Source organism: Psychrilyobacter atlanticus DSM 19335 (assembly GCF_000426625.1).
GTDB classification, from domain to species: Bacteria; Fusobacteriota; Fusobacteriia; order Fusobacteriales; family Fusobacteriaceae; genus Psychrilyobacter; species Psychrilyobacter atlanticus.
Map to the genome: position 1 here is coordinate 1,089,620 of NZ_KE384547.1, position 14,817 is coordinate 1,104,436.

The 14,817-nt window shown below is 28.0% G+C and carries 14 protein-coding genes; 6 read left to right on the plus strand and 8 right to left on the minus strand.

Translation table 11 applies throughout. From position 1 onward, the window contains the following. Positions 1-87: 87 nt before the first annotated feature. Entirely contained in the window at positions 88-948 is an 861-nt protein-coding gene (gene nfo / locus K337_RS0105575) for a deoxyribonuclease IV (RefSeq protein ID WP_037029197.1), read from the minus strand. Positions 949-1,413: 465 nt separating this feature from the next. On the opposite strand from nfo, the gene K337_RS19750 reads away from it, so the two are divergent. The 3 genes from K337_RS19750 (at position 1,414) to K337_RS0105590 (ending at position 2,785) form a co-directional block, all read left to right on the plus strand. Continuing rightward, on the plus strand, positions 1,414-1,569 hold the full coding sequence (locus K337_RS19750; RefSeq protein WP_156877320.1) for a hypothetical protein: 156 nt from the start codon (positions 1,414-1,416) through the stop codon (positions 1,567-1,569). A gap of 19 nt (positions 1,570-1,588) precedes the next feature. Beyond that, positions 1,589-1,810 carry a hypothetical protein gene (locus tag K337_RS0105585; RefSeq protein WP_028855741.1) on the plus strand — a complete coding sequence of 74 codons (222 nt, stop codon included), beginning with the start codon at positions 1,589-1,591 and terminating at the stop codon, positions 1,808-1,810. A 516-nt stretch (positions 1,811-2,326) separates the two neighbouring features. Continuing rightward, a complete protein-coding gene (locus tag K337_RS0105590) occupies positions 2,327-2,785 on the plus strand; it encodes a hypothetical protein (RefSeq protein ID WP_037029199.1) in 459 nt (152 codons plus the stop codon). Between the two features lie 170 nt (positions 2,786-2,955). On the opposite strand, the gene K337_RS0105595 is transcribed toward K337_RS0105590, so the two are convergent. The 4 genes from K337_RS0105595 to K337_RS17750 form a co-directional block, all read right to left on the minus strand. Further along, on the minus strand, positions 2,956-5,940 hold the full coding sequence (locus K337_RS0105595; protein ID WP_028855743.1) for an autotransporter family protein: 2,985 nt from the start codon (positions 5,938-5,940) through the stop codon (positions 2,956-2,958). 29 nt (positions 5,941-5,969) lie between these two features. Continuing rightward, positions 5,970-7,001 (minus strand): nitrilase-related carbon-nitrogen hydrolase, encoded by a 1,032-nt coding sequence (locus K337_RS0105600; RefSeq protein WP_028855744.1) that lies wholly within the window; start codon positions 6,999-7,001, stop codon positions 5,970-5,972. A gap of 263 nt (positions 7,002-7,264) precedes the next feature. Further along, positions 7,265-8,035 (minus strand): CPBP family glutamic-type intramembrane protease, encoded by a 771-nt coding sequence (locus tag K337_RS0105605; RefSeq protein ID WP_028855745.1) that lies wholly within the window; start codon positions 8,033-8,035, stop codon positions 7,265-7,267. 315 nt (positions 8,036-8,350) lie between these two features. Beyond that, positions 8,351-8,656, minus strand: coding sequence for a type II toxin-antitoxin system HicB family antitoxin (locus K337_RS17750; RefSeq protein WP_051251623.1), 306 nt, complete (start codon positions 8,654-8,656; stop codon positions 8,351-8,353). A 531-nt stretch (positions 8,657-9,187) separates the two neighbouring features. On the opposite strand from K337_RS17750, the gene K337_RS0105615 reads away from it, so the two are divergent. Continuing rightward, on the plus strand, positions 9,188-9,397 hold the full coding sequence (locus K337_RS0105615) for a hypothetical protein (RefSeq protein WP_156877321.1): 210 nt from the start codon (positions 9,188-9,190) through the stop codon (positions 9,395-9,397). Between the two features lie 31 nt (positions 9,398-9,428). Here the strand turns inward: K337_RS0105615 and K337_RS0105620 are convergent, their stop codons facing one another. The 3 genes from K337_RS0105620 to K337_RS0105630 all read right to left on the minus strand — a co-directional run bounded on the left by K337_RS0105620 (position 9,429) and on the right by K337_RS0105630 (position 12,107). Continuing rightward, complete coding sequence (locus tag K337_RS0105620; protein ID WP_028855747.1) at positions 9,429-9,617, minus strand: hypothetical protein; 189 nt, start codon at positions 9,615-9,617, stop codon at positions 9,429-9,431. A gap of 129 nt (positions 9,618-9,746) precedes the next feature. Further along, the gene (locus K337_RS0105625) at positions 9,747-9,938 is read right to left on the minus strand and encodes a hypothetical protein (RefSeq protein WP_028855748.1); all 192 of its coding nucleotides are present in this window, start codon (positions 9,936-9,938) and stop codon (positions 9,747-9,749) included. A gap of 594 nt (positions 9,939-10,532) precedes the next feature. Beyond that, the gene (locus K337_RS0105630) at positions 10,533-12,107 is read right to left on the minus strand and encodes an ATP-binding cassette domain-containing protein (protein ID WP_028855749.1); all 1,575 of its coding nucleotides are present in this window, start codon (positions 12,105-12,107) and stop codon (positions 10,533-10,535) included. A 709-nt stretch (positions 12,108-12,816) separates the two neighbouring features. Here K337_RS0105630 and K337_RS0105640 point away from each other — a divergent pair. Then, positions 12,817-13,011, plus strand: a complete 195-nt coding sequence (locus K337_RS0105640) for a hypothetical protein (protein ID WP_028855750.1) — start codon at positions 12,817-12,819, stop codon at positions 13,009-13,011. Between the two features lie 189 nt (positions 13,012-13,200). Further along, positions 13,201-14,811, plus strand: a complete 1,611-nt coding sequence (locus tag K337_RS0105645; protein ID WP_028855751.1) for a nitrite/sulfite reductase — start codon at positions 13,201-13,203, stop codon at positions 14,809-14,811. Positions 14,812-14,817: the final 6 nt, after the last annotated feature.

The window sequence follows — 14,817 nt, forward strand, 5'->3', positions numbered from 1 at the left end:
AATTAATAGTATTTTGGTGATGCCTCTTGCGGGTATAATTTACTAGATAAAAAAAGAGTTTTTGCCCCAGGCAAAAACTCTTTATTATTATTCTGTTATAAGACTATACAGAAGCTCTATTTCTTCTTTCCATATAGATTGATCTATTGTCTCTAAGGTGATCGGCATATTATCAAATCTAGGGTCATTCATAAACCTTTTAAAGAAATCCATTCCTAGCATACCGTTTCCAATACTTTCATGTCTATCCTTTTTACAGGCTAACCCATACATAGAATCGTTTAAGTGGATTCCCTTTAGATACTTAAATCCAACTAGATTTTCGAACTCCTCAAATGTTTTTTCATACCCTTCTTCAGTAGCTAAGTCATACCCATAGTCAAAAGTGTGGCAGGTATCAAGTAAGACTCCTATACGATCTTTGTTTTCGACTCTATCTATAATTCCTTTTAACTCCTCAAAATTTCCACCTATGGTATTTCCTTTACCAGCTGTGTTTTCAAGGACTACAGTGATGTATTCTGTAGCTTTAATAGCTTCATTGATACCTTTAGCTATAAGATCGTATCCTTCTTCCAACGAGATGAGTCCCAGATGACTTCCGCAGTGTAGATTTACATATTTTAATCCCAACTGTTCACCTCTTTTCAGTTCATCGATCAGAGCATCTAATGATTTTTGCCATTTTTCAGGATCAGAATTAGCTAAATTTATAAGATATCCAGCATGAGGCATGATATAATCAGTATTAAAATTATATTTTTTCATCTCATCCTTAAACTTAGTTATTACCTTGTCATCATAATCTTTAGCAACCCATCTTTTTTGATTTTTTAAGAACATTGCAAAGGCTGTACCGCCGATGTCGTGGGCATTTTTAGGGGCATTAAAAACTCCTCCACTAACACTAACGTGCGCGCCTAAAAATTTATTTATTTTTTCACTCATTATATATCCTCCAATTTCATATTTGTAATCATTATAACATAGTTTATTTTAAAATAAAACATCTAAGGGTGTAAATTACAAGATTCTTAATGATTTTGCGGAAGGATTTAAGAGATCTAAGCATAATGGAAATATCAACTTGGCCTCCAATGATCAAATAAATAATGAATTAGATAAATACAAGGTGTCGTTGGGTTTGAAGGATTCCAAATCAAGGGAAAAGGATTAGAGTTTAAAGTAGATCTATGAAATTATAAGACTAAGTTATTTCAATTTAAGATTTTTAGAAAGGCGAATTCAATAAGAGAATTATTTTTAGGAGAGAATTAAACCTCTTCTTTTTTTTATTAAAGAAGGAAATAAAAAAAGAAAGAAGTATAAAAAATAATGAATTAAACTTAATTTTTAAAAAATGTAGCATAAATATGATACACTAATACTTAAAATAACACAATTATTAAAGAGATGATACTAATGGAAAAAAAAGAAGTTATTTGTTTAAAGTGCAAGAAGAAATTTATTACTGAAGTTGATTCAAAGGGAATCCCGTATAGTAGGATATGTAGTAAATGCAAAAAAAGTACTCAAAAATTTGGAAGAGGCGTAAGTGGAACTTCTTAAATAAAAATTGGAGGGGAATATGGTGAAAATAATCTTAGTTGTAATTTTAATCGTAATCATTTTTCTGATTATAAAAAAGGAAGAAAAAGAATTAATAAATTTTGTTTTTATAAATAAGAAAACTAAAAAATATCATCAAGAGAAATGTCCGTATTCTAAAAACTTAGAATCTATAGCTTTAAAAGTAGCTATTAAAGAAGGGTATACTCCATGTAAAATTTGTAATGAAGAAGATATATAGAAAAATAAAAGGGATATTTTAAATATTCCTTTTTTTATTCTTTTTAAATTTACATTGAAATAATTAGAACACAGTAGTATAAATAGTAATAAAGACACTTGATAAGTGAGGATGATAGAATGGATGAAAAAAATCACAATTATTTTTAGATTCGATAACACAATATTTAACTTGTAATTATTCTTTTCTAAATGATTATAAAATAATCTATTATTTAGATAATGAAAAAGTTGGAACCATCTCAGCATTAGAATACATTAAAAATTTCCATCTAAATGGTAAAGTTAGAGTTTCATACAACATAGAGATAAAAAGAAAATAATGTGATTTTTAACTGTTCTATAAAATGTGTCAAAAGTCATAAAAAACATAAAATACTATTATATTCAATGTAGTACTTTTAATGAGAGATAAAAATTACACTCTCAATTCTTTTATTTAAATTTAAAATTGACTTTTTTAAATTTAAAAGATAAAATTAAACTTACATATAATTAAAATTAAAGGTGGAATATAATGAGCGGAGTAAAAGAAGCATTAAGAAAAATTATGAAAGATTTAAATTGTAAAACATCATGGAAAGTAAGAGAAGAGGCATTGGAAAGTTCTGTAAACGATTATGATTTAAGTAACCCTGAATATCAATCTCTAAAAGATAAAATAATTCAGTTAACTTTAAATGACAAAGTAACTGCAGTTAAAGAAGCTGGTTTAAAAGTTTGTAAAAATCATGGATTAACAAAAAATCAAAAACCAATATTCTTAAGTAAAAAAGATATAAAATATCAATCTAAAGATTTTAATAAAATCATTTCAAGAATTAAAAAAGAGAAAAAAATGGAAGAACTTAATTTAGAAGATTTAAAAAAACAATTTAGTTTAGTAGCTCCTGAAATGTATGATGTTATGCAGTTTGAAAAAGGGGAAAAATTTGATAAGTGGATAGAGAATATATATAGATCTTTAAGAAGATAGGCAAATCTATATAGTCTTACTATGTATTTTTTTAAGATTCAATAAATTAAAAAGGACACTAAAATAAACTGTAACCATGAAACTAACACTCTTTTTCAAGTGTCTAGTTTCATGGTTACAGTTTACATTTTGAAGGTGTTTTTTTTATCTTATATTAGAATTTTTTATTATTACCATAGATATTCAAAGTTAAAACCTATACCAGTTTCTTCCCCATTACTGTCATCACTGTAGGTTACTCCTCCTCCTACAAGGAAAACAGGGGTTATTTCTACCTCTATTCCTACCCCAAATAAGATCAGGTTTTTTCCTCTGTTTTGACCGGAAAAAGTAGTCATTGAATCTGGTGTATGTACAAATCCTGCCCTTATATCATGGCTGGAGTCTTTAGCTGCTGACCAGTCATATTCATATTTTACAAATGCCATTGGTCTTACGAGCAGAGATTTTACAGAACCATCGTAGGAAAGATTTAATCCTGCTGAAGTAATAAATGAATCTGCGCTTGCACTTTCTACCCTAAGATCAGCCATATCGAATCCGCTTTCAACTATCTCTTCCTGGTATAGATATGAATAACTTAATCCTAAATTAGGAGTTAAAGTTGTATTTTTAGTTATCTTCATAGGGTAAGCTCCCCTGATCCCGGTATAGATACTATGGCTGTCAAATTTATCCTTACTTGTTCCGCTTTCAGTTCCTACAGTGATATCTCTTTCACTCTGGTTGTAACCATAAGAATAACCCAACATACCTGTAAATATCCAATCGTTATAGATATAGCTGCCGTAACTACCAAAATGATAGGTATCTGTCTCAAAATTTTGATCCACCATATCATGTTCTCTTATCTTGTGTTTTCCATAACCAGTATATACCCCTAAAGTGAGTTGATCTTCCCTGTATATATCGCCGCCTAATATAAAGTTACTGAGGGAATATTTGAAATTTCCCAAATTATTTTCTCCATTAACTTTTCCCTCTACATAGGCTGTATCGATCCATATATTATTCTCTGGTGATATCTCTTCTGAATCTATAGAATAAACCGATCCCCTGCTTCTTGCATGATCCATTGCCATATTTAGGAAGAGGTCATTCTGTTCAAGACCTACAGTCAAGTGAGATGAATATGGCTCAGCATGGAGAGAATTGAGATTTTGAGAAACCTGTGCATTGGTTATAGTTAATAATGCAGTTTGCAGTTTTTGGGCCCCAGGGCTTAATACCGGATTAACTCCAGGAGTAGTTGACGGTAAAATAGTTACCACTTGTTTGGCATTAGGATTTTTTCCTAAATTAGAATGAGTGGCAAGAGTATGTACTCCCTGCACCTTTCCGGTTAAGGTTATATCTTTATTTCCGTTTGTTTGCTCATCGGATACTTCAAAATCAAGTAGTGCTGGTAGATAAGGCGAATTTATCACAGATATATTATTGTAATCTCCTATAATATCACCGCTAGAGCTTGCTGTATCCGACTGAACTAGGGTGAACTCCTTATCATGGAAATCCAAGGCACTTCTTCCAGGCGCTCCCTTATATATAGTCTTGATACTTAAACCTTTGCTGATATCTACATTTTTATCCACGTAGAATATTTTATCCGATAATTCATTTTTACTGCTATCTAAATCTATATCGGAATAGTATGTCCCGCCCTCAAATATAAGTCCGTTATTCACTTTTAGGTTTCCTAGCTCACTTCCAGACGTATATTTAGGATCTAATCCAGAGCCGCTTTTCATATAGATATCTCCAATTCCTAAAATAGTTCCGGAACCTCCGAATGTATCTTCGATGAATATAAGCCCGTTATTTGTAAGGGTGGTGTAATTGTTGTCAGTTCCACTGGTATTATTTAGATAAAATGATCCATATTTTTCAATAAAAAATCCACCGTTACTCTCTATATTTAGTTCTAGTTTCATATCACTATTCTGATAGCCACCGGAGTACATAAGGAAGCTTCCATCTTTTATATTGATTGTTCCATCTTCGATAAGAAAACCTCGGTTGACGTATAAATAATCATGGTCTATATTCAAAATATTATTTGATCCTGTCATATGGACAAGATCTGTACTTATTTTTTTGATATTCTTGGTATTTAAAACTGAAGATTGATTAAGAGTTAACACTCTTGTCTTCAAAAGTGTATTTGGAGCATGACTTCCATCTATCTCCGATGTTCCATTGACTATTAATTCACCTAAAAAAATCTTAGCTCCGTCATTTATATTTATATTGGAATCTTCTAATTTTAATTTATCTCCTTTAAACTGAGTATTGTTTCCTAATAAAATATGACTGTCTTTGAAAGTTGAATTAGTGATTTCTAATTTAGTGTCGCTTCCGTGTAATTCCAATGTACTGTTATTTTCAAATACAAATTCATCTGGATTAGATATAAATTTTATATTGCTGTAAGTTAATTTTAACTTAGCATTATCTATTGTTCCTTTAGCACTACTTCCAATAGTTACAGGTTTATCACCAAAGGATATACTACCAGAATAGTAAAACTCCAGTTCAGAGCCGCTTTGTATATCTAAATTAACCTTTGCTGATATACGGTCATTTATTGCTGTTAGTCTGTTATTTCCAGATTTTGAAATAATATCAAAATCAGAGGTAGACATCACAAGAAGCTGACCTGTACCAATTGATAAATTTGAATTTTCTAGAGTTAAACTGTTTTTAGTATAATCATAAAAAAATAATTTTGATCCATTTATCTCAAAATTTGTATCTTTTAAAATTAAATTTTGAGTTTTAAGTTCCCTCTGTTTATTCCCATTTAATATACTGTCATTATTTAATTCAACATTTCTTCTATTCCCAGTACTGGTATTATCAAACAAAATATTCTGCCAGTGTTTTTCTCGATAACTAGCAGTATAACTTATATCACTGTCTAAAGATAAGTTTCCGTCACTATCCTGAGAAAATCTTACTCCATCCCAAATATAGTTTTTAGAATCTCCTGCTGCCTGCCAACTATAAGTATAATTATGACCCTGATCAGCTGTAATTTTAGACGTGATTTGCCCTTGTATTCCGTAACCTCCGGTATAACTAATCCCTGCATCAAAATAATTTACTGTATAAGTCAATGAATGTAGTGAAATAAATAATAATAATATTTTTTTCATTATTTGTCATCTCCCTGACTAAAGAATTTTTATTTTATTATTTTATCTACTGCAAAACCATCTTTGATATATTGTCTTCCACGGTAAGAAACATCTATTGGTAAACGATAATTTGTCGTCGCATCTTTATACATGGATGATTTTACATTTTCATCGGTATTTATTATTCCATAAACTAATTTACTTTCCATACTTTTACCTTTTATAACAACCTTTCCCCATGGATCAATTAACATTCCGTCACCAGTTTGAATTTTAGGAGGAATTAGCTTAAACACATTATTCATTACTTGTTTAAATTCATGAGCCAATTCCGGATCTTTTTTTTCTATTTCTTCCCATTGATACATTTGAGTTACAGAAGCTAAATAAACATGACCTTCAAGAGCAACAGATTTTATAAATGAATTCCATTCTTCTCCTTGATCCTGGGTTCCTACTACTATGAGCTGAGCACCTTGAGCATATTGAATCCCCCTGATTAAAGGTAAATACGTCTGCCAGCAGGAATTATAAGCCACGTTTATACCTGCAAGTTTAACAACTCTAATATCCGGATCTTTTGGTTCTGCCCAAAACAATTTTTCTGTATGAGAAGCTCTTGTTTTTCTGGTAATATGTTTTATCTTACCTTTTTTGTCTATAAAAACAGCAGAATTATAGACAGATTTATAATTTTCATCTTCATTTCTTTCGTTGAAAGGAACAATCATTGCAATTTTATACCTTTTAGCATATGACTGTAATTTTTTCATTTCGTAACCGTCTTTTGTTATTGAAGCATTATAAAAATCTAAATATTTTTCATAGTTATAATTTAAATCAATTGTTGCGTGAATATAATGCCAATATGGGTAGCCCCCAATAAAACTTTCAGAAAAAACTATTAATCCAGCTCCATTTTCAGAAGCTATATAAGCATTTTCTTTAATTAATTCAACCGAACGTTTAGGTGACAGCCAGGCTTGATCAATAGAAGCTATAGCAATTTTCACTTCCTCTCCCATAGCAGAGAAGTTCAAGCTTAACATTAACAATACAACTAAATAAATATTCCTCATTTTTATCCTCCCTCTTTTTTACATTTAAAATAATTTTCTAAAATACAAATTTAGACACTTGTACTTAATATATTACAGTTTTTTTTACATATCCTTCAATTTTTGAAGAAAGATAAGAAGGAGCTATTGCTAATCATAAAAAAATTAGGATCTTTTTTAATTACTTTCGAGGACACAGGCAGAAACGTGCGCTCCCAAATGTTTAGTTTTTTCAGTTGATTAAAAGAAAGAAGTTAAATTCTTGCAAGATGGTAAAAAACAAATTATTTGACACCCTCTTTAATCTCCCCTATTTTTAATGGTTTTTCAAAATGAATACCTTTATACATCCTATAAAAATTATAAAAACAAAGGAGGAGAGAGATAGAACCAACTATATAACCAAACATTCCTAAATTGATAGTTTCAATTGCCTCATCTTTTCCCAAAATAATTATTAAAGCAGCTATAGAATTATTTATTACATGAACAATAACTGGATTCCATAAAGATTTAGTTTTTAAATATATATATCCAAAATAAAAAGTACTTCCTGTTATTATAAACGTTATACCAGGGATCCAATGAATCGTGGCAAATATCAACCCTGAAATTAAAATTGTTATAAACATAGAAAATTTATTTTTTAAGATATTACATACTATGCCCCTAAAAACTACCTCTTCCATAAGTGGTATTAGAAAAGCAATAAAAACTAGATTCTCTAGGGATTTTGAATCAAATATTTTACTTGGAGGTATTGAGGGATGAAATAAGCTGTCAATAATATAGTTTAAAAAGCAATTGGCTATCATATAAATGAAACTCCAAAAAAATATTTCTTTTTTTATTTTCCATCCTCCAAAAACCTCTTTAAATTTAAATAGTTTAAGTATATATAGAAAAAATGTAATTAAGATCAAAGTGACTATCATCATAAATCTTATATCTTTAATTTTAAAAAAATCAGCTACGTAAAATGATGAAATAAAGGATCCCCAAAATACTAAAATTACTAGTAAGAATTTAAATGTTGTAGTTAAAATTTTAACCATCTCCTCTTTTATCTAATTTGATAAATTAAACTCTATAAATGAGTAGAAATTAAATCTATAGAGTAAATTGAAATTTCATTGTTATTCTCACTATTTAATACTACATTTATCTTAAATATAAAAATTAAAATAAAAAAGACTAAAATTAATTCTAGTCTTTTTAAAGGATACTTAAATGTATTTCTATTTCGAATTTACCTTTAGGAGCTTTCTTTTCTTGAAGAGCAACTATTTTCTTGATTGTTAACTTTAATATGTAATTCACTTTTCTATATTTTTTAGGTCAATGCAAATTTTAATATCGTAGAAAACTCCTTATACTGCTTTATTGTGTATCTCATCTCTGACTAGGTTCATATTAACTTTAATCATTTCTATAACTTGATTTTCTTTAAGTTTTATATCATTTTTTTTAGGAGGTTCAGGAATAATTTTTCCACGTTCCTCCATCCTATAAAGGTATGACTCCAAGCAGTTTTTAGCCTTATAATAGGCTTCTTTTGGTCTAGTCCCAAAGGTAAAAACACCATCTAAATTAGGAAATTCTACTAAAATATCATCATTATCATCGTTGTCATTAGCATATGAAAAAATTGCTGGATAAATATAAATATTTTTCATCTAAATCATCTCCTTTGATTCAGTAATTTTAGATCCTGCTTATTTTAGAATAGTTCCTTTAACAAGATCTTTTCAATAATGTGGTATAGTTATCCTAGTATTTGTAGAGAATTGTTCAAATTATGAGGTGCAACTCTTTTATATTCACAAGATACCATCCATTTTTTTCAATTATTTTAATTAAGTTATTTGATTTCAAACCCTCACCTCCATACTAATATCGGCTCTTTTATTAACCTATACGTATAAAAAGTTTTTATCCTCTAATTTTTTTAATTTTTAATGTCCAAAAAATAAAGTTTTGTTTTTTCTCTCTATGTCCTTTTTTTCTCAATAGAACAGTCCAAATTGCAAATGATAAATCATTTAAATAATAGCTTTAAGATTTACAACTTAAATGGTTTGGAATAGAATAAATAACAAAATAAAGGGAGAATAAAAAACAGCAACAAGAAAAAGAATTGAAAGGGAATATAAGAGAGAAAGCCAAGAAGATAGTTGGATATTAAGATAAGACAAAGCTAGGAGCACATGCACAGATCAATGATCCAAGGAAGGTGTATCGGAGACAGAATATGTGGAGGAAAGTACACCAAAAGGAAGATTGTTAAAAATAAAAAATCTTTAGATACAGAAATTAGTGCTATTAGAGAGATCAACAACATTTTTGGATATAGTTACGCAGCAGAGAGAAAAAGGGATTCGGGTAAAGAGGTAGTGAGGGTAGATGAAAAAGAATAAAAAAAAAGGGCTATTAGCCCAATTAATTATTTTATGTGGAACTCGAACAACAGTCAGAGCAAGAATTAACATTTGTATAGCCTTTAAGTCCTGCATCTGTTATTGCATCATTGGGATTATCAAAACGACCTAGAAAATTTTTGTCTACATTTTTCTTAGGAATATGTCGACAACCAAGTATATGAACTTGATTTGTTTTGAGATCAATACAATAGAGCATTAAGGAACCTCCTTATTAATTAGTCTATTAAAAGTATAGTACAAAAAAAAAGAAAAACAAAATAAAAGGGCGATATCCATGTGGAAAATAAACTCATGGATAAAAACAAAAAGGGCTAAAGAGCCCTAATTATTTTTGAATATTAATGCTAGAACAACAATACCAACAACCATCAGCCTCATGATAACCTTCATCTTTAGCATCTGTTAATGCTTCATCATCATCCAGATAAACACCCAGCATAACCATATCAACTAACGATATATGTGGGCATACAGACTTGTGAATAGTATGAGTTGCATCCTCAATAAAATAAGTCATAATAACTCCCTCCCCAAGATTAAAAAAACTTTAATCATTTTTATCTTAACACAAAAAAAAGCAAAGTCAACTTAAAAAAAATGGTATTGTGAGAGTTTAGAAATGCTTTGCGGTGATGGGGAGGCTGGAAGTTTTTTCGTGACAGATTTTTTTGAAAAGCGTTAATAGTTCCAAATTTTTTTAGGAGAGGATTAAAAAAACTCTAAATTTATGAATAATAATTAATTAAGATTTTAAATACAAAAATATTTTAAACTAAAAGGAGAACAAAATGTTTTTCTGTATTAGAAAAAGTATATGACATAGTCTTAAAAGTTGAGAATAGGATGTAAAAAAGAGATAGTTGACACTATCTCTTTTTTACATCTTATTTTAATTTACATAGTTGTGATAACCCTATAAAGATATAGAATAAAAAAATACTTCGTAACCCGAATTCTATAAGAAATATTCTACCAAAAATTGTACTAATCCTTCTCCTTTTTGAGCTTTTTCAATCTCTTTTCTCATCTTAAACAAAATTAGATTGTCCAAGTTTTATACTACCATCAGTGTTCTAAACACCCTTGAGCTTTATACTCAATTTTTTATTCTTTAAGCTAATTTTATCACTTCGTCATATTGTTTAATATAATCTAAATTGGATTTATGTGAAATATGAATAACCATTTTATTTGTTATTTCTAAAATTAACTTTTCTATATTTATTGCTGTATTATTGTCTAATGAAGCTAAAGCCTCATCTATTAAAATAACGTCTGCACTACTTAACATAGCTCTAGCTAACCCTATTCTAGCCTTCTCACCTGCTGAAATTTTTACAACTTCATCATTAATAATACTATTTAATTTTTCTTTCTTCGAATAAACCAATTCCGTTAAGTGAACTTTTTCTATAACTTCTAAAACTTCATTTTCTGAATATTTTTCATGTATATCAATGTTGTTTTTTATTGTATCATTAAATATAAAATTATTTTGAGAGACTACAAATATATTGTTTTTTAGTGCATTTATTGATGGAATACCTTCATTAACAAAAATTCCACCCTGGGTTGGCATAATTTTACCAACAATTAGATTAAATAGTGTAGTTTTTCCACTGCCACTTTTTCCAGTAATTAAATATTTTTTATTCTTAAAAAAAACTTTATTAAATTTATTAATTGTATTAATGTTTTTTTCTTTATATTTATATGAGGTGTCTACAAAATTTATTGCTGAAATTTTTATATCGCTATCTATTGATTCTTGGTTATTTTTTAATATTGTTTCTAACTCTGTATTAAGCGATTTATTTGAATTATAACTAATAATAGAATTTATAAGCTTTATTACTGGTTCATTTAAAAAAAATACAATTTGAATTAAAGCAAGTAGTTCTCCAAAAGTTATATTTTTTGTTATATATAAATATATACTTATTAAAATACCTGAAATTTGAGATAAAACAACACATGTATTAGCTATAATTCCACTTAAATTACATACAAAATCAATTTTTTTCTCTTCAACGTTAATATCATCAGATACTTTATTAAATTTTTTCAAGAAAATTTCATTTAAAGAACTAATTTTTATAATTTCAAAGCCACTTAAATACTCTTTTGTTGAAGTGATCAAACTATCATATTTATTCAAATAAGCACGAAACATTTTATCAATTTTTTTTGGGAAGATAAGATTGTTTAATATAAGTGGAATTAGAAAAATTAAACAGACTATGCCTCCTATAAAGTTTATGTTAAATACTAATATAAATAAAAAACTAATTTCAATGCAGTTTTGTATAATATTAAATGTTTGATCAAATGTTCTATTTTTCCAAGTTTCAACTTTTTTTAAAATAATATTATAGTATTCACCACTATCTTTTTCATAAAACTTATTAAGAGGAGTATTTAGAATATTTTTAAATAAATCCTTTCTAACTCTATTTAATATTTCGTTAGATATATTACTTTTACCTATATAAGAAATTCCTGAAACTAATACCCCTAAAATTATTAATGGCAATATGGTTTTTATAATTGTTATTACTGTATTATCTAAATTATTCTTATCTAAATTTATTAATGTATACGCAAAAGCAATAAGTGGTTGAGATATTGCACCTAAAAATACGTAGAATAAATTTTTAAAGATATTGATATATATATATGTTTTCATTTTGTTCCTCCTAATTTTTTATTTATAATCTTAATTGGAGGTTTATTTATTTACTTTATTTCCCTCCGAAATTTATTAATATCATATTTATCCTCCTTTATTTTTACAAAAATTATAAATCTATAAATAATCTACCCTCTATTTTTAAGGAATAGACCATAATATCTTCCCTGCTCTATTTGCTTCTACATTAGATTGTTTTTGGTCTTTAAAATGCTCTGGATAGTGTTTTTCTTTACTTTAAAATACATAGAAATCACCTCTTTTCACTTTTTTAAACTATAAGCAATAATTTCACTCTAATATATGTATATCAATATAAGGTTATTGTCAAGAGTAAAATTATAACTTTATTCTGCCCTCCATAGTAATAAAAAATTATTTTTCCTTTTATTTGATTAATATAAAAGTGTGTTATTTTTTACTAAAATATTAGGTGTGATAAAGGAAGTGAGAAAAGGATCTAAAAAGGCGTGGTATTTAGAGTGTGCTTTTTATCAAGCCATAAAAGTGACATTTTTGATTTTTTTTTGATTACTTTATTTAAAAATTGATTTTAAAAAAAATTAAAGGTAAACTTTATAAAAATGAGAATTAGGAGGATTTATGAAAAGTAAAGAAGAAATATTTAATTTAATTCGAAACAAAATTTATAAGTTGATTGAGTATCGTATTAATTTGGAAAGAATTAAAAAAATTATTAGATAACATGTATACTTTGTTAAAAGAAATTTCTACAGTAGAATATGATTATACTGATATGATATTTGATGAGAATGAACCTATAGAGAGTATAATTGACGACTTGAAAACAGCTAAAAAACTTGAAATTTTATGTCAAACGAATGATGAGTTTAGAGAATATATAGATAAGTTTTCAGAAAAGGTAGGAATATTTGCTTAATAATAATTAAAAGAATACTCGAAATAGTTTCCTTTTTTACTGGTGAAAATTACTGGTAGTAATCAAAGTAAATATAATTTCGGTATGTAAATACCATAAGTAAAAGCTTATGGTTTCAATAAAAAAAAAGTATTTATCAAAATAATTTAAATTATGTATAATTAATTTTTATAAACTTAGGAGGCAATCATGATTTCAGAAGAAAAATTGAATTTAGAACATTTAGAAATAAAAGCAGTTATAGAAAAATACATTTTAGGTGAATTAAAGGTTATGGATGTGAAGAAAGTCACATCTGGATTCGGTATATATAGTACAAAAGACAAGAAATTTATGACAAGAGTGAGAAAAGTAGGTGGAGAGTTTACTACTGAAAATCTAAAAAAATTAGCAGATATAATGGAAAAATATAGTATTAAATTTGCTCATGTATCTACAAGGGACTGTATTCAACTTCAAGGAGTAAACCCAGAGGCAGTTTATGATGTAGTAAGAGAATGTACGAAAAATGGTATGCCTTTTAAAGGAGGAGGAGGGAATTCTTATAGAAATCCTTTAATATCCCCACTTTCTGGAATATCTAAAGAGAGTATATTCGATGTAAGACCATATGCTATTCAAACGGATTTATTTGTACAAGGAATGAAAAAAGCTTTTAATCTAGGTAGAAAATTTAAAGTATCATTTTCTGCAGAGCCTGATGATCATGCAAATACCATTGTGAATGATTTAGGTTTTTTAGCTACAGTAAAAGATGGAGAAAAAGGATTTACAGTATACAGTGGAGGAGGACTAGGAAGAGGTCCTGCTATGGGCTCTACCCTTTTGGATTTCCTTCCTGCTAGAGAATGTATAAAAGCTACAGCAGCAATGATAGAGTTATTTCATGACCATGGTAACAGAGAACAGAGAACTAAAGCTAGACTTAGATTTTTAGCAGAAAAATTAGGGTTTAAAGAGTTTAAAGAGTTATTTCTAGAATATTATTCAAAAGTTGAGATACCAAACGAATACTTGAATTTTGAACCTGAGAATTATAATGAAATAATAGATAAATTAAGTCAAAAAGAAACTTTTAATAATAATTCAAAGGAATTTGAAACTTGGTCTAATGTTTCTGTAAAAGAAACTAGATTTAAAGATATCTCTTCAGTAAGACTATTTATAGGGAAAGGAAATTTTACAGCTAATCAATTATATAAATTAGTAGATGTAATGGAAAATATTGGTTGTTCAATTATTAGACTTACACCAGAACAAGATATTTATATTCCTTTTGTTCACAAGTCATATTTAGAAAATGCTTATAATATAATAATGAAAAATTTAGAGATTCAAGGAGCAGCAGACATAAAATTTGAGAATCATTTAGTTACCTGTCTAGGAGCAAGTCTTTGTGGAATAGGTCTTTTAGATACTCCAGTAATTGGGGAAAAGATCTCTAAAAAATTAGATGAACTATTTATAAAATACTCTGACAATAAAGATGTCTATAATGAAATAATAGATGGAATAAAGTTTTCAGGGTGTGGAAGTTCATGTGCCGGTAATCAGATTGCACCTCTTGGATTTGAGGGGACAAAAAAATTAATAGATAAGAAGTTAACAGAATGTTTTAAAGTATATATTGGTGGAAGAATAGATTCTAAAGGAAAAAAACTTTCTAAAGAAGAAGAAAATCTTATAACTGTGATAGAAGCCCCTGAGTTTGTAGTAGGAATTGTAGAAGAATTTCTCTTAGAATTTAAAAAATGCAGCTCACTTACTTTTGCAGATTATATGCAAGAATATAGGAAATAAATTCTA